The organism is Massilia eurypsychrophila (assembly GCF_002760655.1).
Lineage (GTDB): Bacteria > Pseudomonadota > Gammaproteobacteria > Burkholderiales > Burkholderiaceae_D > JAFCUW01.
Genome location: NZ_PDOC01000001.1, coordinates 395,216 through 417,951, shown reverse-complemented (window position 1 = coordinate 417,951; position 22,736 = coordinate 395,216). Strand labels below are relative to the sequence as shown.

General features: G+C 66.9%; 21 protein-coding genes. 15 read left to right on the top strand and 6 right to left on the bottom strand.

Annotated features, from left to right (window positions below):
* Window positions 1-11 precede the first annotated feature (11 nt).
* Window positions 12-158, bottom strand: coding sequence for a hypothetical protein (locus CR105_RS28165; RefSeq protein WP_180288057.1), 147 nt, complete (start codon window positions 156-158; stop codon window positions 12-14).
* 266 nt (window positions 159-424) lie between these two features.
* On the opposite strand from CR105_RS28165, the gene minC reads away from it, so the two are divergent.
* Genes minC through minE form a run of 3 tightly spaced genes read left to right on the top strand, consistent with a single transcriptional unit; the run spans window position 425 to window position 2,311 of the window.
* Window positions 425-1,201 (top strand): septum site-determining protein MinC, encoded by a 777-nt coding sequence (gene minC / locus CR105_RS01980; protein WP_099786743.1) that lies wholly within the window; start codon window positions 425-427, stop codon window positions 1,199-1,201.
* Window positions 1,202-1,242: 41 nt separating this feature from the next.
* On the top strand, window positions 1,243-2,058 hold the full coding sequence (gene minD / locus CR105_RS01975) for a septum site-determining protein MinD (RefSeq protein WP_099786742.1): 816 nt from the start codon (window positions 1,243-1,245) through the stop codon (window positions 2,056-2,058).
* Window position 2,059: 1 nt separating this feature from the next.
* Window positions 2,060-2,311 carry a cell division topological specificity factor MinE gene (minE, locus tag CR105_RS01970; protein ID WP_099786741.1) on the top strand — a complete coding sequence of 84 codons (252 nt, stop codon included), beginning with the start codon at window positions 2,060-2,062 and terminating at the stop codon, window positions 2,309-2,311.
* Window positions 2,312-2,334: 23 nt separating this feature from the next.
* Here minE and CR105_RS01965 read toward each other — a convergent pair whose 3' ends face one another.
* The gene (locus tag CR105_RS01965) at window positions 2,335-2,838 is read right to left on the bottom strand and encodes a hypothetical protein (RefSeq protein WP_099786740.1); all 504 of its coding nucleotides are present in this window, start codon (window positions 2,836-2,838) and stop codon (window positions 2,335-2,337) included.
* 242 nt (window positions 2,839-3,080) lie between these two features.
* On the opposite strand from CR105_RS01965, the gene CR105_RS01960 reads away from it, so the two are divergent.
* From CR105_RS01960 to CR105_RS01920, 9 genes are all read left to right on the top strand, one after another.
* The gene (locus CR105_RS01960) at window positions 3,081-3,770 is read left to right on the top strand and encodes a response regulator transcription factor (RefSeq protein ID WP_099786739.1); all 690 of its coding nucleotides are present in this window, start codon (window positions 3,081-3,083) and stop codon (window positions 3,768-3,770) included.
* A 381-nt stretch (window positions 3,771-4,151) separates the two neighbouring features.
* Entirely contained in the window at window positions 4,152-5,426 is a 1,275-nt protein-coding gene (gene hemA / locus CR105_RS01955; RefSeq protein ID WP_099786738.1) for a glutamyl-tRNA reductase, read from the top strand.
* 81 nt (window positions 5,427-5,507) lie between these two features.
* The gene (prfA, locus tag CR105_RS01950; protein WP_099786737.1) at window positions 5,508-6,584 is read left to right on the top strand and encodes a peptide chain release factor 1; all 1,077 of its coding nucleotides are present in this window, start codon (window positions 5,508-5,510) and stop codon (window positions 6,582-6,584) included.
* A gap of 56 nt (window positions 6,585-6,640) precedes the next feature.
* Entirely contained in the window at window positions 6,641-7,111 is a 471-nt protein-coding gene (locus CR105_RS01945; protein ID WP_099786909.1) for a disulfide bond formation protein B, read from the top strand.
* Window positions 7,108-7,929, top strand: coding sequence for a peptide chain release factor N(5)-glutamine methyltransferase (gene prmC, locus CR105_RS01940; RefSeq protein ID WP_099786736.1), 822 nt, complete (start codon window positions 7,108-7,110; stop codon window positions 7,927-7,929). Before CR105_RS01945 ends, prmC begins: the two co-directional genes overlap by 4 nt.
* A 79-nt stretch (window positions 7,930-8,008) precedes the next feature.
* Complete coding sequence (locus tag CR105_RS01935; RefSeq protein WP_229413550.1) at window positions 8,009-9,763, top strand: DUF885 domain-containing protein; 1,755 nt, start codon at window positions 8,009-8,011, stop codon at window positions 9,761-9,763.
* A gap of 122 nt (window positions 9,764-9,885) precedes the next feature.
* Entirely contained in the window at window positions 9,886-11,478 is a 1,593-nt protein-coding gene (gene gshA / locus CR105_RS01930; RefSeq protein WP_099786734.1) for a glutamate--cysteine ligase, read from the top strand.
* Between the two features lie 29 nt (window positions 11,479-11,507).
* Entirely contained in the window at window positions 11,508-12,551 is a 1,044-nt protein-coding gene (locus CR105_RS01925) for a histone deacetylase family protein (protein ID WP_099786733.1), read from the top strand.
* A 15-nt stretch (window positions 12,552-12,566) separates the two neighbouring features.
* Window positions 12,567-13,019 (top strand): GNAT family N-acetyltransferase, encoded by a 453-nt coding sequence (locus tag CR105_RS01920; protein WP_099786732.1) that lies wholly within the window; start codon window positions 12,567-12,569, stop codon window positions 13,017-13,019.
* On the opposite strand, the gene CR105_RS01915 is transcribed toward CR105_RS01920, so the two are convergent.
* On the bottom strand, window positions 13,016-14,239 hold the full coding sequence (locus CR105_RS01915) for a sensor histidine kinase (protein ID WP_099786731.1): 1,224 nt from the start codon (window positions 14,237-14,239) through the stop codon (window positions 13,016-13,018). The genes CR105_RS01920 and CR105_RS01915 overlap by 4 nt on opposite strands.
* Window positions 14,229-15,569 (bottom strand): sigma-54-dependent transcriptional regulator, encoded by a 1,341-nt coding sequence (locus CR105_RS01910; protein WP_099786730.1) that lies wholly within the window; start codon window positions 15,567-15,569, stop codon window positions 14,229-14,231. Before CR105_RS01910 ends, CR105_RS01915 begins: the two co-directional genes overlap by 11 nt.
* 282 nt (window positions 15,570-15,851) lie before the next feature.
* Between CR105_RS01910 and CR105_RS01905 the strand changes: the two genes are divergently transcribed.
* Genes CR105_RS01905 through CR105_RS01895 form a run of 3 tightly spaced genes read left to right on the top strand, consistent with a single transcriptional unit; the run spans window position 15,852 to window position 20,261 of the window.
* Window positions 15,852-17,138 (top strand): efflux RND transporter periplasmic adaptor subunit, encoded by a 1,287-nt coding sequence (locus CR105_RS01905; RefSeq protein ID WP_229413549.1) that lies wholly within the window; start codon window positions 15,852-15,854, stop codon window positions 17,136-17,138.
* A gap of 11 nt (window positions 17,139-17,149) precedes the next feature.
* Window positions 17,150-17,833, top strand: a complete 684-nt coding sequence (locus CR105_RS01900) for an ABC transporter ATP-binding protein (RefSeq protein ID WP_099786728.1) — start codon at window positions 17,150-17,152, stop codon at window positions 17,831-17,833.
* A 10-nt stretch (window positions 17,834-17,843) separates the two neighbouring features.
* A complete protein-coding gene (locus CR105_RS01895) occupies window positions 17,844-20,261 on the top strand; it encodes an ABC transporter permease (protein ID WP_099786727.1) in 2,418 nt (805 codons plus the stop codon).
* Here the strand turns inward: CR105_RS01895 and CR105_RS01890 are convergent, their stop codons facing one another.
* Together CR105_RS01890 and CR105_RS01885 are read right to left on the bottom strand one after the other, a co-directional pair.
* Window positions 20,262-20,735, bottom strand: a complete 474-nt coding sequence (locus CR105_RS01890) for an FKBP-type peptidyl-prolyl cis-trans isomerase (RefSeq protein WP_099786726.1) — start codon at window positions 20,733-20,735, stop codon at window positions 20,262-20,264.
* 97 nt (window positions 20,736-20,832) lie between these two features.
* Complete coding sequence (locus CR105_RS01885) at window positions 20,833-22,710, bottom strand: potassium transporter Kup (RefSeq protein WP_099786725.1); 1,878 nt, start codon at window positions 22,708-22,710, stop codon at window positions 20,833-20,835.
* Window positions 22,711-22,736: the final 26 nt, after the last annotated feature.

Below are 22,736 nucleotides of genomic sequence, written 5' to 3'. Positions count from 1 at the left end.
AGGCGCCGGCGCTACGTGTCCGGCAAGGCTGGCCGGTGCGCCGCGGCGCCGGGAGTGGCCGGCGGCGGCAGCTCCGGCATCGGCGCGCGCCAGGTCGGCGCGCCGCCGTTGCTGCAGCCATCGAAAACCGGGAGTGCCCGAAGCGGCAAAGGATCCATGGTAGTTTTCGGTTCATGTCGGAATCTGAGCACGATCAATCTTATCAGCTTATTCACGAAAGGAAAGCTGTCTTTATCGTTAGGCTGAAATTTCGCGCCGCAGTTCATCGGCGCAGGGGCCAACCTTGCGGCGAGCCAAGCGGCCCTAGGGTTTGTTGCCAAGCGGAACCACCTTGCAAACACTCCCCCTCCAGCAAATTTCACAGTAGAATGCACGGGCCTGCAGCAATTGGGCGACACCTGCCCAACTCTCACGAACTCGGTCTATGCAAAAAAGTTCCAAACTGCCTATCGAAATCAAGATTTCCACCGTCGTCGCCATCTCGGCGATCCTTCACTCGGCCGACCCGCTGGCCATCGACGCTGCATTGAAGCAAATGACCGGTGGCGTGTCGGACTTTTTTGAAGATGAGTTTGCCGTCATCGACGTCGGCGCGATTGCCGAGGGCGCACCGGCCATCGACTGGCGCGCGCTGGTCGACCTGCTCAAGAAATACCGCCTGAACGCGGTCGCCGTGCGCGGCGCCACGCCGGCGATGGCCGACGCCATCCGCGCGCGCGGCCTGTCGCTCGACGACGGCAGCAGCGGCGCCAAGCCGCGCGCCGACGACGCGCCGGCCAGTGCGCCGGCGGCTGTTGCAACGCCGGTGGCAGCGGCAACGCCGGTACCGGCGGCGGTCACCGCAGTCGTATCGCCCGGCGCGATGATCATCGACACCCCGGTGCGCGCCGGCCAGCGCATCTATGCGCGTGGCTGCGACCTGATCATCACCGCCGCCGTCAACAACGGCGCCGAAGTGATCGCCGACGGCAGCATCCATATTTATGCACCGCTCAACGGGCGCGCGCTCGCTGGCGCTTCGGGCAATGCCGAGGCGCGCATCTTCGCGCTGTCCATGCAACCCGAGCTCGTTTCGATTGCCGGCGTGTACCGCACCTTCGACGACGGCTTCCCGCCCGAGATGGCGCGCCAGCCGGCGCAAATCCGATTAGTGGGGGACCGAATCGATATACTATCGCTCAGTCCGGCTTCCCGAGCCTAATGGCTCGAGCCTTATCTCCCAACACTTCAAAGGACCTATAAGTGGCACGAATTATTGTTGTGACATCCGGCAAGGGCGGCGTCGGCAAGACCACCTCCAGCGCCAGCTTTTCCACCGGCCTGGCGAGCCGCGGCCACAAGACCGCGGTACTCGACTTCGACGTTGGCCTGCGTAACCTCGACCTGATCATGGGTTGCGAGCGGCGCGTCGTGTATGACCTGATCAACGTCGTCAACGGCGAAGCGACGCTGAACCAGGCGCTGATCAAGGACAAGCACTGCGAGAACCTGTTCATCCTGCCGGCATCGCAGACGCGCGACAAGGACGCGCTGTCGGAAGAAGGCGTCGAGCGCGTGCTGCACGACCTGATCAACATGGGCTTCGAGTACATCGTCTGCGATTCGCCGGCCGGCATTGAGCACGGCGCCCTGATGGCGCTGACGTTCGCCGACGAAGCGATCATCGTCACCAACCCGGAAGTGTCGTCGGTGCGCGATTCGGACCGCATCCTGGGCATCATCCAGGCCAAGTCGCGCCGCGCCCAGACCGGCGCCGAGCCGGTCAAGGAGCACCTGTTGATCACGCGTTATTCGCCGAAGCGGGTGGAGAACGACGAGATGCTGTCGTACCAGGACGTGCAGGAAATCCTGCGCATTCCGCTGATCGGCATCATTCCGGAATCGGAATCGGTGCTGCACGCTTCGAACCAGGGCAATCCGGCGATCCATTTCAAGGGCACCGACGTCGCCGAGGCATACGAAGACGTGGTTTCGCGCTTCCTTGGCGCCGACCTGCCGCTGCGGTTTACCAGCTATGAAAAGCCAGGATTCCTGCAGCGTATCTTTGGGACGAAGTGATATGGCCCTGCTTTCTTTCCTGTTCCCCCCCAAGGCGAAAACCGCGACCGCAGCCAAGGAACGTCTGCAGATCATCATCGCGCGCGAACGCACCGGCCGGGCCGGACCGGATTTCCTGCCGGCCCTGCACCGCGAGCTGATCGAGGTGATCTCGAAGTACACCAAGGTCAGCGCCGACAACATCAAGCTCTCGCTCGACCGCCAGGGCAACCTCGAGGTCCTCGAGGTCAACGTGGTGCTGCCGGACGCCTGATCTGCCGGGCCGCCGCGCCGGCGTTACGCCGGGCGGGCGACCTGCAGCTGGTCGGCGACCCGGGCGCACGCTTCCACGTGCTGGTAGCCCAGCTTTTTGAACATGGCGAAGCCGATCGCCGCCGACACCAGCGAGCCGGCGATCGGCACCAGCTTGGCCGCGGTCTTGCTGGCGATCCTGACGCCGACCATCCTGAATACCTTCAGCAGCAGTTGGCGCGTGACGAGCCGGCCGACCAGCATGCCGCCGACGCTGACGGCCGCTTCGTACGCCATCAGGCGAAACTTCGGCTGCAGCCGGTCGACCTGCTCTTGCGTCAGGCCAAACTGCTCGTTGACCTCGTCGACCAGGCGGGTAAACAGCGACAGGTCCGACACCACGTCCAGCCCCGGCACCGGGATGGCCGAAAAACCGGCCGCCATCGTCGCGCGCTTGCGCACCAGCCGGCGGCACCGCTCGCGCACCAGGGCGATCTCCTTATTGTTACCGGGAATTAATCCCCAGTCAGTTGCCAGCGCATCTGCCATCGCCACTCTCCTGTTGGTGGACTCTATCGATCGATAAAGGCCCATTGATATCGGGGTTTTTCCAGTGTACCTTGTTATTGTTTCGTGAAATGCACGCTAGGGCGGGCTCTGGCGGACCTAAAAAACTTGCTATTTTTGTAGCATTGGTTTGTAAATGTCTGTAGTATTTCAGGTAACTATTCATTAGCGCATGTAGGTTAGCTCCTACAAATCGCTCAACATCCTGCCGATAGCCCGCACCTATGAGAATAGCCGTCCTCGACAACGATCGCAGCCAGGCCGACCTGATCTGCCAGGTGCTGACAGGGGCCGGGCATGCTTGCCAGGCTTTCGACAGCGGCAAGGACATGCTCGGCATGCTCAAGAAAGACAGCTTCGATATGCTGATTCTCGATTGGCATGTCGATGACCTGTCCGGCGCCCAAATCCTGCGGAGCGCCAAGGAGAAGCTGCCGGCGCACACGCCGATGATGTTCGTCACCGGCAACTCCGGTGAAGACGACATCGTCGCCGGCATTGGCGCCGGCGCCGACGACTACATGATCAAGCCCTTGCGCCGCGGCGAGTTGCTGGCGCGCGTGCAGGCCCTGCTGCGGCGCGCCTATCCGTCGCAAAACGGCGCCGAGCAGCTGCAGTTTGGCCAGTACGTGTTCGAGACGCGGCCCGGGCGGCTGCTGATGGACGGCGCGGTAATCGACGTCACCCACAAGGAGTTCTACCTGGCGCTGCTGTTCTTTCGCAACATCGGCCGGCCGCTGTCGCGCGCCTACATCCACGAAGCGGTATGGATCCGCGAGACGGCGCTGCCGTCGCGCACCATGGACACCCACGTGTCGCGGGTGCGCAACAAGCTGCAGCTGCGCCCCGAAAACGGCTTTCGCCTGGTGCCCGTCTACAGCTACGGCTACCGCCTCGAAAAGATGGGCGCCTAGCAAACTTGCACCGCCCACGCTTGCGCACGCCAAAACCGGGGATCAGCCGCGGTGTTGCCTCAAAACCAGGGTCAGACCCGTTTAATCGAGCGGCGCATCGACCTTCGACCGAATAAAAACGGGGTCTGACCCTGGTTTTAGGGAAACGACTGGTTGCCGCAACATTCCAAACCCGGGGCCAGACCCGGTTTGTTGCCTCAAAACCAGGGTCAGACCCGTTTGATCAAGCGGCGCATCGTCCTTCGACCGAATAAAAACGGGGTCTGACCCTGGTTTTGGGGAAACGACTGGTTGCCGCAACGCACCAATTTTGGGCGACGCCGTGAATGTCCCGGGCCATCCAAGTTATAATGTCGGCTTGATTCCCCCATCTGCACCAACATGCAACTGATCGCCGTCGGCCTCAACCACACCACCGCACCGGTCTCGCTACGCGAGCAACTGGCGCTGGCGCCTGACCAGCTCGGTCAGGCGGTGCGGGCGGCGCGCGGCTGGTTTGCCCGCATCGACCAGCAAGGCGGCGACGAAGCGGCGATCCTGTCGACCTGCAACCGCACCGAGATGTACGCCGCCAGCCGCGCGCCCAATCCGCTCGAGGCGAGCGCCTGCTTCCTGGCCGATTACCACCAGCTGAACGTCGCCGAACTGCGCCCGCACCTGTACATGCTGCCGCAGGACCAGGCGGTGCGCCACGCCTTCCGCGTCGCCTCCGGCCTCGACTCGATGGTGCTGGGCGAGCCGCAGATCCTCGGCCAGATGAAGGACGCGGTGCGCCACGCCGACGAGGCCGGAGGCCTCGGCACCTACCTGCACCAGATGTTCCAGCGCAGTTTTTCGGTGGCCAAGGAAGTGCGCAGCACCACCGCGATCGGCGCCCACAGCGTGTCGATGGCCGCCGCCGCGGTGCGCCTGTCGCAGCGCATCTTCGACAAGATCTCCGACCAGAACGTGCTGTTCATCGGCGCCGGCGAAATGATCGAGCTGTGCGCCACCCACTTCGCCGCGCACAACCCGAAATCGATCACGGTTGCCAACCGCACCATGGAGCGCGGCGAGACGCTCGCCGAGCGCTTCAACGGCCGCGCCATCACGCTCGCCGCGCTGCCCGAGCAGCTGGGCCAGTTCGACATCGTCATCTCGTGCACCGCGTCGTCGCTGCCGCTGATTGGCCTGGGCCTGGTCGAGCGCGCAATCAAGGCGCGCCGCCACAAGCCGATGTTCATGGTCGACCTGGCGGTGCCGCGCGATATCGAGCCGGAAGTGGCGCGCCTCGACGATGTCTTCCTCTACACCGTCGACGATCTCGGCCAGGTGGTGCAGACCGGCCTCGAAAGCCGCCAGGCCGCGGTGGCGCAGGCCGAAGCGATCATCGACACGCGCGTGCAGTCCTTCATGCACTGGGTGGGCGATCGCGCGGTGGTGCCGGTGATCCAGGACCTGCACGAATCGAGCGAAGTAATGCGCTTGTTCGAACTCGAACGCGCGCGCAAGATGCTGGCGCGCGGCGACGACGTCGAAGCGGTACTCGACGCCCTGTCGAAAGGGCTGACCGCCAAGTTCCTGCACGGCCCGCAGCAGGCGCTGCACCGCGCCCAGGGCGACGAGCGCGCCCGCCTGGCCGCGCTGCTGCCGCAGCTGTTCCGCGGCCGCCGTTAGCGTCCCTCCCGCACCACCGGCCGCCCGCGCGGTCCTCCCGCCGTTCCGCTGTCGTTCCCCATTCCCGTTCAAGGCACTCCTATGAAACCATCCATGCTGGCCAAGCTGGACCAACTGGCCAACCGCCTGGTCGAACTCGACGAACTGTTGATGACCGAAGGCGCGACGTCGAACATGGACAGCTACCGCAAAATGACGCGCGAGCACGCCGAGATCGGCCCGCTGGTGGCGCTGTACCACCAGTTCCAGGCCGCCGGCGCCGACCTCGCCGAAGCGCAGGACATGCTGGCCGACCCGGACATGAAGGACTTCGCGCAGGAAGAAATCGAGACGGCGCGCGCCCGCCAGGCCCAGCTCGAGACCGAGCTGCAGAAGATGCTGCTGCCGAAGGACGTCAACGACGATCGCAACATCTTCCTCGAGATCCGCGCCGGCACCGGCGGCGACGAGTCGGCGCTGTTCGCCGGCGACCTGCTGCGCATGTACACGCGCTTCGCCGAGCGCAATCGCTGGCAGGTCGAGATGGTGTCGGAGTCGGCCTCTGACCTGGGCGGCTACCGCGAAGTGATCGTGCGCCTGGTCGGCAACGGCGCCTACTCCAAGCTCAAGTTCGAGTCGGGCGGCCACCGCGTGCAGCGCGTGCCGGCCACCGAAACGCAAGGCCGCATCCACACCTCGGCCTGCACGGTGGCGGTAATGCCGGAGGCCGATGAAGTCGAAGACGTCAACATCAACCCGGCCGACCTGCGCATCGACACCTACCGCGCGTCCGGCGCCGGCGGGCAGCACATCAACAAGACCGATTCGGCGGTGCGCATCACCCACCTGCCGTCCGGGATCGTGGTCGAGTGCCAGGACGACCGCAGCCAGCACAAGAACAAGGCCTCGGCGCTGAAAGTGCTGGCCGCTCGCATCAAGGACGTGCAGCTGCGCGAGCAGCAGTCGAAGGAAGCGGCCACCCGCAAGAGCCTGATCGGCTCGGGCGACCGCAGCGAGCGTATCCGCACCTACAATTTCCCGCAGGGGCGCATGACCGACCACCGCATCAACCTGACGCTCTACAAGCTCGATTTCATCATGGACGGCGAGCTGACCGACTTGACCAACGCCCTCGCCGCCGAGCACCAGGCCGAACTGCTCGCCGCGCTCGGCGACTAAGCCTATCGTGGTTGTATGCGAAAATCACCGCTGCCCTCAACGCCAAACCGAAAACCATGATCACATCCCGTAGCCTGCTGCTCGCCATCGCCTCCGTCTGCCTCGCCCTGATCGGCGTCGCGCTGTACCTGCAGCACGTGCAGAACCTGCTGCCCTGCCCCCTGTGCGTGATCCAGCGCTACCTGTTCCTCGCCATCGCGCTGTGCTGCGCGGTCGGCGCCTACGGCGGCAAGCCGCGCATCGGCGCCGGCCTTGGCCTGCTGGGCGCACTCGGCGGCCTCGGCGTGGTCGGCAAGCACCTGTGGGTGCTGGCCCATCCCGGCCTGTCGTGCGGCATCGACCCGATGGAGACGATGCTCAACAAGATCCCCACCGCCACCATGATGCCGTGGTTGTTCCAGGCCGACGGCCTGTGCGAAGACGCGCGCGACACCCTGCTCGGCCTGTCGATCCCGCAGTGGTCGGCGGTCTGGTTCGTGCTGCTGGCCGTCTCGCTGGCGTACCTGCTGTTTCGCCGCCGCGCATGAACCTGACCGGCGCCACGGTCAGCGCGGCGCAGGCGGCGCTGCCGCTCGATGCGCTGGAAAACCGCATCCTGCTGTGCCACGCGCTGGGCCTGACCCGCGTCGGCTTGATCACCCAGTCGCACCGCACGCTAAGCGCCGCTGAAGCCGATGCGCTGGAAGCGCTGGTGGCGCGCCGCCAGCTGGGCGAACCGATCGCCTACATCGTCGGCAAGCGCGAGTTTTTCGGCCTCGACTTCAAGGTCAGCGACGCGGTGCTGATCCCGCGACCCGACACCGAACTGCTGGTCGAACTGGCGCTCGAACGGCTCGCCCCTGGCGCCGCGCTGCTCGACATGGGCACCGGCAGCGGCGCCATTGCGGTGGCCGTCGCGCACAGCCGGCCCGACGCCCGCGTCAGCGCGCTCGACGCCAGCGCCGCCGCGCTCGACGTCGCGCGCGCCAACGCCGCCGCCAACGGCGCGCAGGTGCGCTTCCTGCACAGCGACTGGTACGCCGCGCTGGCCGGCGAAAAGTTCGACCTGATCGCGTCCAATCCCCCCTACATCGCCAGCGGCGACGTCCACCTGTCGCAAGGCGACCTGCGCTTCGAGCCGGCAGCGGCGCTGACCGACCATGCCGACGGCCTGTCGGCGCTGCGCACCATCGTCGCCGGCGCCGCGGCGCACCTGGCCGCCGGCGGCTGGCTGCTGCTCGAACACGGCTATGACCAGGCGGCGGCGGTGCGCGCCATGTTGGCCGACGGCTACACCGACGTGCAAAGCTGGCGCGACCTGTCCGGCATCGAACGCGTCTCGGGCGGCCGGGCGGCGGCAGCGTAATCGGCGTCAACCCGGCGCTGCACCCTGGCCGGTTTTGCTAAAATGACCCATGCGTAGACTGTTCGCCATCTGTGTTCTGATGTTCGCACCGCCCGGGCAGGCTTGGGCCGCGGACAGCGCGGACCAGCAGGCGCGCGCCATGTTCGCCGCCGACTGGCAATGGCGCATGCAAAACAATCCCGAATTCGCCACCACGGTCGGCGACAACCGCTACGACGCCACCCTGTCCGACACCACGCTGGCCGCCAGCCGCGCCGCCACCGCGCACGAACGCACGATGCTCGAGCAGGCCCGCGCGATCGAACGCGAACGCCTGACCGGCCAGACCCAGCTGTCATACGACCTGTTCGTCGAACAGAAGGAACGCGCGCTGAAAGCTGCCGCCTTCTATCCCTACCGCCTGCAGCCGCTCACCGCGCAGGACGGCATCCACCTGACGTTTCCGCGCCTGGTCGCACAAATGCCGTTCGCCACCGAGGCCGACTACCGCAACTACCTGTCGCGCATCGACGCGCTGCCGGCCCACGTCGACGGCCTGATCGAGCAGATGCGCGAAGCGCTGCGCAGCGGCTGGTCGACGCCCAAACCTGCGCTGCGCGCGCTGCCGGCGATGCTGCGCCAGCTGCGCGAGAGCCTGGCCGCTGGGACCTTGAGCCTGCCGTTTCGCGCCATCCCCGGCGCCATCGCCAAGCCGGTGCGCGACGAACTGGCGGCCGCCGGCCCGGCCGCGCTGCGCACCAGGGCGGCGCCGGCGCTGCAAAAGCTGGAAGACTTCGTGCGCATCGAATACCTGCCGGCCGCGCGCGACACCATTGCCGCCAGCAGCCTGCCCGGCGGCGCCGACTACTACCAGTTCGCCATTGCCGACAACACCGGCACCGACATGAGCGCGGCCGCCATCCACAAACTGGGCCTGAAGGAAGTGGCGCGCATCGGCGCCGAGATGCGCATGGCGATCGCGCGCACCGGCTTTCGCGGCACCTTCCGCCAGTTTGCGGCGTTTGCCAACAGCGACCCGCGGCTGTTCTACAGCACCCCGGAGCAGCTGCTGGCGCGCTACCGCAAGCTGGTGGCGCGCGCCAGCGCCGGCTTGCCGCGGCTGTTCGAGACCCGGCCGGCCGAACCGCTTGGCGTCAAGGCGGCGCAGGAAGCCGGCGCCGACTTCCAGGGCGCCGCCTACTATGAAGCGGCGGTCGACGGCCAGCCGGCCGCGCTGGTCATCAACACGGCGCGGCTGGCCACGCGGGCGCTGTGGGAAACCGAGACGCTGGCCCTGCACGAGGGCGTGCCGGGCCACCACCTGCAGGTCGCGCGCGCCCACGAACTGGCCGAGCTGCCCGAGTTCAGGCGCTTCGGCTGGTACCCGGCATTCGGCGAGGGCTGGGCGCTGTACGCCGAGAGCCTGGGCCCGGAGCTGGGCTTCTTTGCCGAGCCGTTTTCCGCCTTCGGCCACCTGAACGCCGACCTGCTGCGGGCGGCGCGGCTGGTGGCCGACACCGGCATCCACGCGCTTGGCTGGAGCCGCCAGCAGGCGATCGACTACCTGGCCGCCACCACCGCCAATCCGGCGTCCGACAACGAGATCGAAGTAGACCGTTATATCGCCGCGCCGGGCCATGCGCTGGCCTACAAGATCGGCCAGCTGCGCATCAAGGCGCTGCGCGACAAGGCACAGGCGGCGCTGGGGCCGAAGTTCGACCTGCGGCGCTTTCACGGCGCGGTGCTCGACAACGGCGCGCTGCCGCTGACTATCCTCGAGCAGCAGGTCGAACGCTGGATCCGCGCCAGCGCACGCGAAGGCGTGGCGATGCCAAAAACGGCGCCGGCCGGTTAGCGGCGCGCTGCCCGGGGGGCCCCCCGGTTTTCCGTGCCGCCGGGCGAAGATGGCGATTTTCGGTTACTCTCTGCACCAATTATTGCGCCGTACATGCTACGCAGGACAAGAAAGGATTCACCGTGCCGAACCAACTGACCCGCCGCCTGGCCCTGCTGGACGACGATGCGCACCGCGCGCTGCTCGCCCAGGGCCTGCGCGGCATCGAAAGGGAGACGCTGCGCGTCGACCCGCAAGGCCGGCTGGCGCGCAGCGCGCACCCGCCACAACTCGGCTCGGCCCTGACCCATCCGCAAATCACCACCGACTACGCCGAAGCGCTGCTCGAGTTCATCACGCCGGCCGAGCATGACATCGGCCTGACCTTGCACAAGCTCGACGCGATCCACCGCTACGCCTATACCAGGCTGGGCGACGAGATGCTGTGGAGCGAATCGATGCCGTGCGAGCTGCCTGGGGAGGACGAGATCGAGATCGCCAACTACGGCACCTCCAACATCGGCATGCTCAAGCACGTTTACCGGCGCGGCCTGGCGCTGCGCTATGGCAAAGCGATGCAGTGCATCGCCGGCATCCACTACAACTACTCGCTGCCGGAAAAGCTGTGGCAGCTGCTGCTGGCCAGCGAAGGCATTCCCGAAGAAAGGCGCAAGGGATTGCGCGACTTCCAGTCCGAAAGCTACATCGCCCTGATCCGCAACTTCCGCCGCTACAGCTGGCTGCTGATGTACCTGTTCGGCGCCTCGCCGGCGCTGTCGAAAGGCTTCTTGCGCGGCCGCGAGCACAAGCTCGAGACGCTGTCCGACGACACCTTGTACCTGCCGTACGCCACCAGCCTGCGCATGAGCGACCTCGGTTACCAGAACGACGCGCAGTCGGGCCTGACACCGCACGAGAACAGCCTGGAGAGCTACGTCACCACCTTGATGGACGCGGTCAACCGGCCGTACGCGCCATACCAGGAACTCGGCACCAAGAAGGACGGCGAGTGGATCCAGCTGTCGACCAACGTGCTGCAGATCGAGAATGAATACTATTCGACGATCCGGCCCAAACGCGTGATCCGCACCGGCGAGCGGCCGATCCAGGCGCTGTGCAAGCGCGGCGTGCAGTACATCGAAGTGCGCTGCCTCGACGTCGATCCGTTCGAGCCGATCGGCATCAGTGTCGAGACCGGGCGCTTCCTTGACGCCTTCCTGCTGTTCTGCGCGCTCGACGAGAGCCCGGCGATCAACGTCGCCGAAAGCGCGGTCCACGCACGCAATTTTGCCCGCACCGTCAAGGAAGGCCGCCGTCCGGGCCTGCTGCTGACGCGCGGCGACGAAGAAGTAAGCCTGCAGGCATGGGCGAATGAACTGATCGAGCGGATCCGCCCGGTCGCGGCGCTGCTCGACGAGCAGCACAACGACGGCGGCGTGCATGCCGCCTCGCTGGCGGCGCAGCAGGCCAAGATCGACAACCCGGCGCTGACGCCATCGGCGCGCGTGCTGGACGAAGTGCGCGCAATCGGCTCGTCTTCCGCATTCGGTCTGCGCCAGAGCGAGCTGCACGCGGCGTACTTCCGCGAGAGCGCGCTGATGCCGGCCGAAATGAGCATGTTCGACGAGATGGCGCAGGCGTCGCTGGCCGAGCAGGCCGCGATCGAAAAAACGCCGGGGCCGGGCTTCGACGACTTCGTCGCCGCCTATAACTCAAGTACACTGTGCGGTGACTGACAAGGTCCAATAACCCGCCGAGGAGTCCCGTGCTCACCTTCTATAACGAACACCATGCGCAGCACCGCGGCCGCTTCGAGATGTTCCGCGGCGAGCTGACGCCCTGCTTCGAAAAACCGGAACGCGCCGACATGGTCGTCGCCGAACTGGGACGCCGCGGCCTCGGCCAGATCGTCACGCCGCACGGCGTGCCGCTGGTGTCGCTCGAGCGCATCCACACGCCGCGCTACCTGCATTTCCTGCGCGGCGCCTGGAACGACTGGGTGGCGCTCGATCCGGCCAACGCCGGCAAGGACGCGTTCCCGTCGGTGTGGCCGATCCGCGGCCTGCGCGCCGACGTCGAACCGGACAACTTCACCGCCCGCATGGGCCTGTACTCGATGGACAGCGGCACGCCGCTGACGGCCGGCACCTGGATCGCCGCCAAGACCGGCGCCGACTGCGCCGTCAATGCGGCGCACGCGCTGCGCCTCGGCGAGCGCGGCACCTTCGCGCTGACGCGCCCTCCCGGCCACCATGCCGGCGCCGATTTCTTCGGCGGCTACTGCTTCCTCAACAACGCCGCGCTGGCGGCCCAGCACCTGCTCGATGACGGCGCCAAGCGGGTCGGCATCCTCGACATCGACTACCATCACGGCAACGGCACCCAGAGCATTTTCTACGGCCGCGGCGACGTGCTGTTTACGTCGATCCACGCCGACCCGCGCACCGAATTCCCGTTCTATCTCGGCCACGCCGACGAAACGGGCGAAGGCGCTGGCGCCGGCTACAACATGAACCTGCCGCTGCCGGCCGGCTCCAGCAGCGCCCAATGGTTCGCCGCGCTGGAAACGGCGTGCATCAAGCTGGCCAGCTACGGGCCGGACGCGCTGGTGGTGTCGCTCGGCGTCGACACCTTCGCCGGCGACCCGCTGTCGCACTTCGCGCTGCAAAGCGGCGATTTCCTGCGCATTGGCGAGCGCATCGCCCACCTCGGGATGCCGACCGTGTTCGTGCTCGAAGGCGGTTACGCGGTCGGCGAAATCGGCATCAACGTCGTCAACGTGCTCGAAGGTTTCGAGACGGCGGCATAAGCATTTGGATACGCAATGACAGAATGGCAGTGGCGCAGCTTCGCCGAACTTAGCAACTACGACGTGTACGAAGTGATGGCCCAGCGCCAGCATGTGTTCGTGCTCGAACAGGAATGCCTGTGGAACGATTTCGACGGCCTTGACCTCGATGCCCACCACCTGCTCGGCTGGCGCGTCATCGACGGCAAGCGCCAGCTGGCCGGCTACCTGCGCTGCCTGGCGCCTGGCGCCAAGTACGACGAAATGTCGCTCGGCCGCGTGCTCACTGCAAAGGCGGCGCGCGGCACCGGCATCGGCCGCGAACTGATCGCGCGCGGCATCGAGCACGCCGAGCGCCAGTATCCGGGCCACCGCATCAAGATCGGCGCGCAGCAGTACCTCGAGTCGTTTTATGCCAGCTTCGGTTTCGTCACGATCAGCGCGCCGTACGATGAAGACGGCATCCAGCACATCGACATGCTGCGCTAGAAGCTGACGATGAAGCGGGCGCCGGCGCTGACCGATTTGGCGTAGCGCACGGTGCCGCCATTGCCGTGGATTAGCTGGCGCACCATCGCCAGGCCAATGCCGCCGCCCTGCTTCTTGGTGGTGAAAAACGGCGTGAAGATATGCGCCACCAGCGCGTCAGGCACGCCGGCGCCGTTGTCGCCCACTTCGATGCGCAAGCGTGCGCCGCGGCCCAGGCGCGCCACCACGTGCGCTTCGGCGCCGGCCACCAGAGCGGTCGCTTCAAACGCATTTTTCAGCAGGTTGATCAGGGCCTGTTCGAGCTGTCCGGCGTCGACCATCAGTTCAAGCGTGGCCGGCTCGACGCTGAACGCGGTGCGCCCGCCGCGCGCGCGCCAGGCCGGGTCGACCAGCGCCGACACCCGCTCGAACAGCTCGGCCAGGCGCACCCGTTCCGGATTGGGCGCCGGCAGGTTCGACAGGCTGCGATAGCTGCCGACAAACGCGACCAGGCTGTCGGCGCGGCGGCTGATGGCGTCGAGCGCGGTCACCAGGTCGGCGCTGACGTCATCCGGCAGGCCGGCGCGAAATTCCTCCAGCAGTTCATGGGCGGTGCGCGACAGCGACGCCACCGGCGTGAGCGAATTCATGATTTCGTGGGTCAGCACGTGCACCAGCTGGCGCCAGGCGTTGAGGGCCTCGGCTTCGAGTTCGCTTTCGACCGGCATCAGCGCGGCGAGCCGCTGGGCGCTGCCGTGCAAGGTCAGCGCCGACACCGACACCAGCGCGCGCTCGACGCCGCGCTCGGTGTCGAAGCCGATCATGCCGCGCACGTCGAGCGGCTGCGCCGCCAGCTGGCGATACAGGTCGGCCGGGTCGGCGGCGCGGCCGGGCGCTACCAGCCGGCGCGCATTCGCGTTCAGCGGCGACACCGTGCCGGCCGTCTCGACGCGAAACAGCGCGATCGGCGCGTGCTCGAGGCGCGCTTCGAGCGCCAGCGCATTGTCGACCAGGCTTTGCTGGTCGACCGGCAGCGGGTCGCGCAGTTCGGCGCGCACCGCGCTGCGCGACACCAGGCCATTCATCGCATGCCACAGCAGGCCGGCCAGCGGCAGCGCCGCCAGCGCGCACAGCACCAGCAGGCGCGGCGAGTCGGCCGCGGCGCCGGCGCAGGCGGCCAGCGCCAGCAGCCCGGCCACCGCCGCCAGCACGCCGCCCTTCAGGCGCCGCTCAGATGCCATGCTTGCCGAGCTTGCGGTACAGCGCCGCGCGGCTCACGCCCAGCATGCGGGCGGCGTGGCTGATGTTGCCCTGCGCCTGCGCCAGCGCGGCGGCGATGGTGTCGCGTTCGACCGCGCCGAGACGCAAGGCGTCGGCCGCGATCACCGGCGCGGCTTGCGGCGTCGCCGCGGTGGCGCCGAGACCGAAGTCGGCGTAGCGGTACTGCAGTTCGCTGCCGAGGATGACGGCGCGTTCGCACGCGTGGCGCAAGGCGCGCACGTTGCCTGGCCAGTCAAAGCGGCACAGCTGGTCGAGCGCGCTGTCGGCCAAGGTCCGCGCCGGGCGCTGGTACTGGTGTTCGTACAGTGCGAGGTAGTGCAGCAGCAGCGCCGGGATGTCGTCGCGGCGCTCGCGCAGCGGCGGCACGCGGATGACGATGGTATTGAGGCGAAACAGCAGGTCGGGCCGGAACACGGCCGGGTCGAACAGGCGCGCTTCGTCGAGGTTGGTGGCGCTGACGACGCGCACGTCGATGGCTTCGGCGCGGTCGGCGCCAAGCGGGGTCACCTCGCGCCGTTCGAGCGCCGTGAGCAGCTTGGCCTGGCCGGGCAGCGGCATGTTGCCGATCTCGTCGAGGAACAGCGTGCCGGCGCGCGCGGCCTGGAAGCGGCCGGCGCGGTCGGCCCTGGCATCGGTGAAGGCGCCCTTGCGGTGGCCGAACAATTCGGACTCGAAGGTCGATTCCGGCAGCGCGCCCATATCGATCGGCATGAAGATGGCGCCGGCGCGGCGCGACGCCAGGTGGATCGCGCGCGCCACCAATTCCTTGCCGACGCCGTTCTCTCCTAACACCATCACGTTCGCTTCGGTCGGGCCGACGCTGGCCACCATCGCTTTCACTTCGCGCATCGCCGCCGACTCGCCCATCAAGCCGGTGGCAGCGGCCGACGACGGCCCGGCGGCGCGGCGCGCCAGCGCGTTGTCGACCGCCGCCACCAGCTGCGCGTTGTCCCACGGCTTGGTGAGGAAGTCGCCGGCGCCGCGCTTGAGCGCTTCGACCGCCAGCGGCACGTCGGCATAAGCGGTCAGCGCGATGACTGCGGGCGGTCGCGCTTGCGCGCGCAGCTGGTCGAGCACCGCCAGGCCTTGCGCGCCGTCGATGCGGCCGGGCGTGAAATTGAGGTCGAGCAGCACCACGTCGGGCACGCCGGCAGCCAGCACGGCGGCCAGGCCCGCCGGATCGTTCAGCGTCGCGACCTTGCCGTAGCGGCGGCGCAGCAGCAATTGCGCGGCGCAGGCGACATCAAGGTCGTCATCGAGAATCAGGATGCTGGCTGCGTTATCGGCCATTCGGTGCGAGCCCAGAGTGAAGTCGCAGCCATTCTAGCAGCAGAATTTCTGGTGTCAGGTCTGACATTCGGACATTTCCAAACGAAATGTCCGAATGTCAGACCTGACACCAGCTTTTGCCGCATCGCTATTTCGGCCTTGGCGAACAAGTGTTCACTTCCGAACACCCGCGCTTGTCCGGATCCGGACAGGGAGCGCCAAAAGTGCACGCAAATGCCCCGGAAACGGGCTGGCACGGCGCTTGCAGTAAAGGTGGTATCTCACTTTTGATGGAAGCGGCAGATGGATCGAATTAGTGCGCAACTCGCCGCCAGCGGCGCCGCGATGGATGTGCGGGTGCCGCGCCGGCGCGGCCCGCTGCTGGCGCGCGTCGCCGCCGTCGTCGTGCTGGCCGCCGCCGGCGCCTACGCGGCCTGGCACTTCATGCCGCGCGGCTTGCAGGTGCCGGCGCAGGAGGTGCGCATCGCCAGCGTCGAACAAGGCGTGTTCCTCGACGACCTCGTGGTGCGCGCCAGCGCCGAGCCGCTCAACGCCGTCATCCTCGACTCGGTCGAATCGGGCCGCGTCGAAGAGGTGTTCGCCAAAGACGGCGCGATGGTGAAAAAAGGCCAACTGCTGTTTCGCTTGTCAAACCCGCAGCGCAACCTCGAACTGCTGGCGCGCCAGGCCGAACACGCGCAGCAGATCTCGAACCTGTCGAACCTGCGCGTGGCGCAGGAAGCGGGCCGCACCGATCACCAGCGCCGCCTGTCCGACCTCGAGTTCGCGCTGGCGCAGGCGGAGAAGCAGCACGGTCGCAACGGCAAACTGGCGGCGCAGGGCTTCATCTCCGATGTCAGCCTGGAGGAGTCAGCCGACAAGCTGGCGCAGCAGCGCCGCGCGTTTCGCCAGCAAAGCGAGGCGGCCGAGACCGAGTCGCGCGTGCGCGGCGACGCGCTGGCGCAGATGCAAAGCGCGATCAAGGGCCTGCAATCGGGCCTGCTGCTGGTGAACGCGACGGTCGATGCGCTGGCGGTGCGTGCGCCGGTCGCCGGCATGCTGACCGGCTTCCGGCTGCAGATCGGCGAAACGGTCAAGACCAACCAGAACATCGGCCGCATCGATGATCCGAACCGCTTCAAGCTGTCGGCGCTGGTCGACGAGTTCTACCTGAACCGGGTGGCGGTGGGCCGCCACGCCACCGTGAAACAGGGCGAGCAGACCTATGCGGCTGACGTCAGCACGATCTACCCGCAGATCAAGGAGGGCCGCTTCACGCTCGAGATGGTATTTACCAATGGCCAGCCGCCGGTGCTCAGAGCCGGCCAGAGCCTGGACGCGCAGGTGACGCTGGGCGAGCCGGGCAAGGCGATGCTGCTGCCAAGCGGCGCCTTCATCAACGAGACCGGCGGCGCCTGGGTGTTCGTCGTCGGCACCGACGGCGAAACGGTGACGCGGCGGGCGATTCGCAGCGGCCGGCGCAGCAACAGCCAGGTCGAAGTGCTGTCGGGCCTTGCCGCCGGCGACAAAGTGATCGTATCGAGTTACGCGGCGTTCGGAAAAAACGAACGCCTTCAGTTGTCCAAATAAGAGGAACCATCATGCTCAAACTTGTAGGCGTCAGCAAGATCCACCTGGCCGGCGAAGTGCAGACGACCGCGCTCGACCGCATCGACCTGGCGATCGACGCCGGCGAATACGTCGCCATCACCGGCCCGTCCGGCTGCGGCAAGTCGACCCTGCTCAGCCTTCTGGGTCTGCTCGATGTGCCCAACAGCGGCGAGTACTGGTTCGAAGGCCAGAACGTGGCCGGCTGGAGCGAAGCGAAGCTCAACACGCTGCGGCGCGGGCGGGTCGGCTTCATCTTCCAGAGCTTCAACCTGATCGAGGAGCTGTCGGTGTTCGAGAACGTCGAACTGGCGCTCGAATACACCGGCACCCCGGCCGCCGAGCGGCGCGCGCGGGTCGGCGCCATGCTCGCGCGGCTCGGCATCGCGCACCGCGCCACGCACCGGCCGTCGCAGCTGTCGGGCGGCCAGCAGCAGCGCGTGGCGATCGCCCGCGCACTGGTGGCCGGCCCGGCGATGCTGCTGGCCGATGAACCGACCGGCAACCTCGATACCGCGCACGGCGACGAAGTGATGCGCCTGCTGCGCGACATCAATGCCGAGGGCACCACCGTGGTGATGGTGACGCACTCGCCGTCGCACGCTGCGCAGGCTTCGCGCACGCTGCACCTGCTCGACGGGCGCATCGTGGTCGACGCGCTGCAAGCGGCAGCGTGAGGGGGACGCCATGAACCTGCGTGATTTCCGCATCGGCTGGCGCATGCTGGTCCAGGAGCCGGGCTATTCGGCGGTCGTGGTGTTCGGGCTCTCAATCGGCTTTGCCGCCTGCTTCCTGCTGCTTGGCCTCGTGCGCTTTTCGTTCAGCTACGACGCACAGGTGCCCGATGCCGCGCAGGTCTACCTGGTCAAGACGCGGTTCAATATCGTCGGCGACACCAAGTGGTTCGAATTGGCGCCGCTGCCCTACCTTGCGGAAGCCCGGCGCAATCCGCTGGTGGACGACGCCACCATGCTGTTCCCGCTCGGGGTGCCGATGAAGGCGGGCGCGCAGGTGATGCCGATCCAGCTGGTCGCCGTCAACGAGGGGTTTGGCGCCATGTTCGGAGTGCGCCCGCTCGAGGGCGACCTGCGCGCAGTGCTCGTCGAACCAGCCAGCCTCGCGCTGACCGTCAGCACGGCCAGGCGCCTGTTCGGGCGCGCCAGCGTGCTGGGACAAACCGTCGCCATCCACGGCGCGACGTTTCGCATCGGCGCCATCCTGCCCGACCCGCCGCCCAACAGCACCATCGTCTATGAGGCGCTGGCCGGCCAAGGTACGATGGCCTGGCCGGACGGCTATCGCAAGTCCCTGCTCGATTCCTGGGGCGGGCTAGACGCCAAGGTATACGTCAAACTCAAGAAAGGCGCGTCAGCCGCAACGCTAGCGCAGGCCTTGCAGGCTGCCGCCAACGGTTCGCCGCTGATCAGCATGATGGGGGCCGAGGCGTTCGCCAAACTGCGCGGACGCAACCCAGTCGACATCCGCCTGGGTGCCCTGCCGTCGATGTACTTCGACGCCGACACCGCTAATGTTCCGGGCAGCAGCGAGCATGGCGATGCGCGCGTGATCGGCAGCCTGGGCGCCGTCGCGGTGGTGATCCTGCTGCTGGCCGCCACCAACTACGTCAACCTGGCGACAGTGCGCACAGTGCGGCGCCAGCGCGAGATCGCGGTGCGCAAGGTGCTGGGCGCGCCGGCGGGCCGGTTGGCCGCACAGTTCATCACCGAGTCGATGCTGGTGGCGCTGATCGCCACTGCGTTCGGGCTGCTGATCGCGTGGCTGCTTCTGCCCGTGTTCGCCGAACTGGTCGACCGCCAGCTGAAGGACATGTTCGGCGCCGTCAATGTGCTGGCGGCACTGGGCCTTGGCGTCGTCACCGGGCTGCTGGCCGGGCTCTACCCTGCTTGGGTGGCGCTGGGCGTGCGTCCGCAGCGTACGCTCACCGGCCGCGGCAGCGCCGAGACGGGCGGCGGGCTGTGGCTGCGGCGCGTGCTGACGGTGGCGCAGTTCTCGACCGCGATGGGGCTGGCTGCCGTCACCCTGGCGATCGCCTGGCAGGCCAATTTTGCCAGTCGAGTCGACGCCGGGTTCGACCCCTCGGGCATGCTGGCGGTCGCACTGCCGCAGGCAATGCGCGGCGAACCGGCGCAGGCCATGCGCGCGCAGGTGGCGCGCATGGCGGGAGTGAAAGGCGTCGCCATCGCGCAGAATGCCATCGGCGAGCCGATCGTCGGCAACCACATCCCTTACCTCACGCCATCCGGCAGTGCGGCTACCCTGCTCACGCGCGACATCAGCGCCAACTTCTTCGAGGTGATCGGCTTGAAGGCGGTCTCGGGTCGCCTGTTCGACAGCGCGCGCGACACCGACACCACGGCCGACAGGCTGGTGATCGACGCCAACGCAGCGCTCGCGTTGGGCTACACCGATCCGGCGATGGCGGTGGGTCAGGTCATCACTTCCACCATGGCGAACAGCTCGGTGGCAGGTCAGGTCATCGGCATCGCCCCGGCGCTGCGGATCCAGTCGCTGCGTGAAGCGGCAAGGCCGGTGGTGTGGCGAATCCGCCCACGCGGGGTCATGCTGCTGGTTCGCGGCGAAGGCGATATCGCCGCGCTGCAAGGCGCCATCGAAGAACTGCTGCATCGCCAGGCGCCGGACCAGACATTCCGCATCGAGCGTGCGCAAACCTACCTGTCCGCAAATTACGCCGAGGACGTGCGGCTGGCCAAGCTGCTGGGACTGGCCAGCGTTGTGGCGATTGCGATTGCCGCCTTCGGCATCTACGTGCTGGCGACCTACAGCGTGCAGCGGATGGCGCGCCAGATCGTGCTGCGCAAGTTGTACGGGGCAGGACGCAGCGCGATATTGCGGCTGGTCGGCCGCGAGTTCGCCGGCCTGCTGGCGCTGGGCGCGGCGATCGCGCTGCCGCTTGCCGCGGTGGTGATTGCGCGCTACCTGGCTGGATTCGTGGAGAAGGCGCCGATGGGCGCCTGGCCGCTGGCGGCGGCGCTGGGGCTGGCGGCGCTGGTGACGGTGCTGTCGACCTTGCGCCACACGCTCGGCGCCCTGAACATGGCGCCGGCGCGGGTGCTGCGCGACTGATTAGTTGACGGCGGTGACTTCGACTTCGAATACCAGGCCCGAATTGGGCGGGATGCCGCCGGCCGAACCGGATGCGCCGTATCCGAGGCTGCTCGGGATCAGGATGGTGCGCTTGCCGCCGACCTTCATGCCGGTGACGCCCTGGTCGAAACCGGCGATGAGCATGTTGCCGCTGGTGGCGCCGAGGCGGAACGTAGAGGCGGCGGGAGTGCCGGCCGCGTTGATGGTGCCGCTGTCGAACTGGGAGCCCTTGAAATCGGCCGCCGCCGAGTTGTACAGCCAGCCGGTGTACTTGACGGTCGGGATGGTGCCGACGGCGGCGACCGCGCCGGTGCCCAGTACGGTGTCGGTCTTGGTCAGTGCCGACGGGCTGCTGACGGCGACGCCGCCGGAGCTTCCCGAATCGCTTCCGCCACATGCGGTCAAGGCGGTTGCGGCGACGAGTACGGCGATCAGGGTCAGCTTGAATTTCATGGGTAAATCCTCGACAAGGTAAAAAGTGTCCAGAGTTTAGCAGAGCGAGCCGCGCCCGATCCTCCGCCAAACTGTCTGAAAGTTGTATTTGTTTGTATCAGATCTCGACCTGGGTACCGAGCTCGATGACCCGGTTGGGCGGGATCTGGTAGTAGTCGGCGGCGCCGCGCGCATTGCGCGACATCGCCACGTACAGGTGCTCGCGCCACGGCGCCATGCCGCCGCCGGGCGCCGAGATCACGGTCTGGCGGGCGATGAAGAACGAGGTCTCCATCATCTCGAACGGCAGCCCTTGCTGGTGGCACTCGGCCAGCACTTTCGGGATGTCCGGTTCGTCCTTGAAGCCGTACTGGATATTGAGCTGGAAGCAGTTGTGGCCCAGTTCGACCACCGCCACCTGCTCCTTGATCGGCATCCACGGCACCTCGTGCATGTGCACCGTCAGGAACACCACGCGGTCATGCAGCACCTTGTTGTGCGACAGGTTGTGCAGCAGCGCGTGCGGCACGCCGTCGCTTTCGCCGCGCAGGAAAATGGCGGTGCCCGGCACGCGGGTGGGCGGCGCGACGAACAGCGACTGCAGGAAGTCGTCAAGCGGAATGGCGTGCTTCTGCAGGTTCTCGAACACCAGTTCGCGGCCGCGCCGCCACGTCATCATCACCGTAAACAGCACCGCGCCAAGCAGCAGCGGGAACCAGCCGCCGTGGAACAGCTTGAGCGTGCTGGCCGAGAACAGCATGATGTCCATGATGATGAAAAAGCCGGTGGCGCCGAAGCACAGCGCCAGCGGCAGGTGCCAGCGGTAGCGGGTCACGAAGAAGGTCAGCAAGGTGGTGCACAGCATGGTGGCGGTAACCGCGATGCCGTAGGCGCCGGCCAGCTTGTCGGACGAGCCGAAACTGATCACCGCGATCAGCACGACGATCAGCTGCAGCCAGTTGACCGCCGGGATGTAGATCTGGCCGATCTCGCTTTCCGACGTGTGCTTGACGCGCATGCGCGGCAACAGGCCAAGCGCGATGGCCTGCTTGGTCATCGAGAAGGTGCCGGAGATGGTGGCCTGCGACGCGATCACCGCGGCCATGGTCGACAACACCACCAGCGGGTAGATGCTCCAGGCGCCGAGCTGGTGGAAGAACGGGTTCGACACGGCCTCGGGATGGGTGATCAGCAGGCCGCCCTGGCCGAGGTAGTTGAGTGCGAGCGAAGGGAACACGATCAGGAACCAGGCGGCGCGGATCGGCTTCTTGCCGAAGTGGCCCATGTCGGCGTACAGCGCTTCGGCGCCGGTGAACGCCAGCACCACCGCGCCCAGTGCGACGAAGGCGATGAAGCGGTTTTCCAGCATGAAGGCAAAGGCGTAATACGGATTGAGGGCGGCGAGGATCTGCGGCGCCTGGACGATGTTGATCACACCCATGACGGCCAGCGCGGCGAACCACACCATCATGATCGGGCCGAACCAGCGGCCAATGCCGGCGGTGCCGCGCCGCTGCACCGAATACAGCGCCACCAGCACAACGATCGTCAGCGGCACCACGTACTGGTGCAGGGCCGGCGCCGCCACTTCCAGGCCTTCGATCGCACCGAGCACCGAGATGGCGGGGGTGATCACGCTGTCGCCGTAGAACATGGTGGCGCCGAACACGCCGATCATCATCAGCGGCACATACCAGCCGGACGACTTGGTGACCGAATTGAGCGCCAGCGCCATCAGCGCCATGACGCCGCCCTCGCCGCGGTTGTCGGCGCGCAGAATCAGGGCGACGTACTTGAGCGAGACGATCATGGTCAGGCCCCAGAAGATCAGGGAGATGACGCCGAGGAGATTGAAGGTGTTGAGGGCGAGGCCGTGCTCGTCGTCGAAAATGGTTTTCAGCGTGTACAGAGGGCTGGTGCCGATATCGCCGTAGACGATGCCGACCGCCGCCAGCGTCAAGGCGGCGACCCTGCTCTTTTTGTGTTCCAACGTCAAGATTGCACCATATTGTTGTTTTGTGC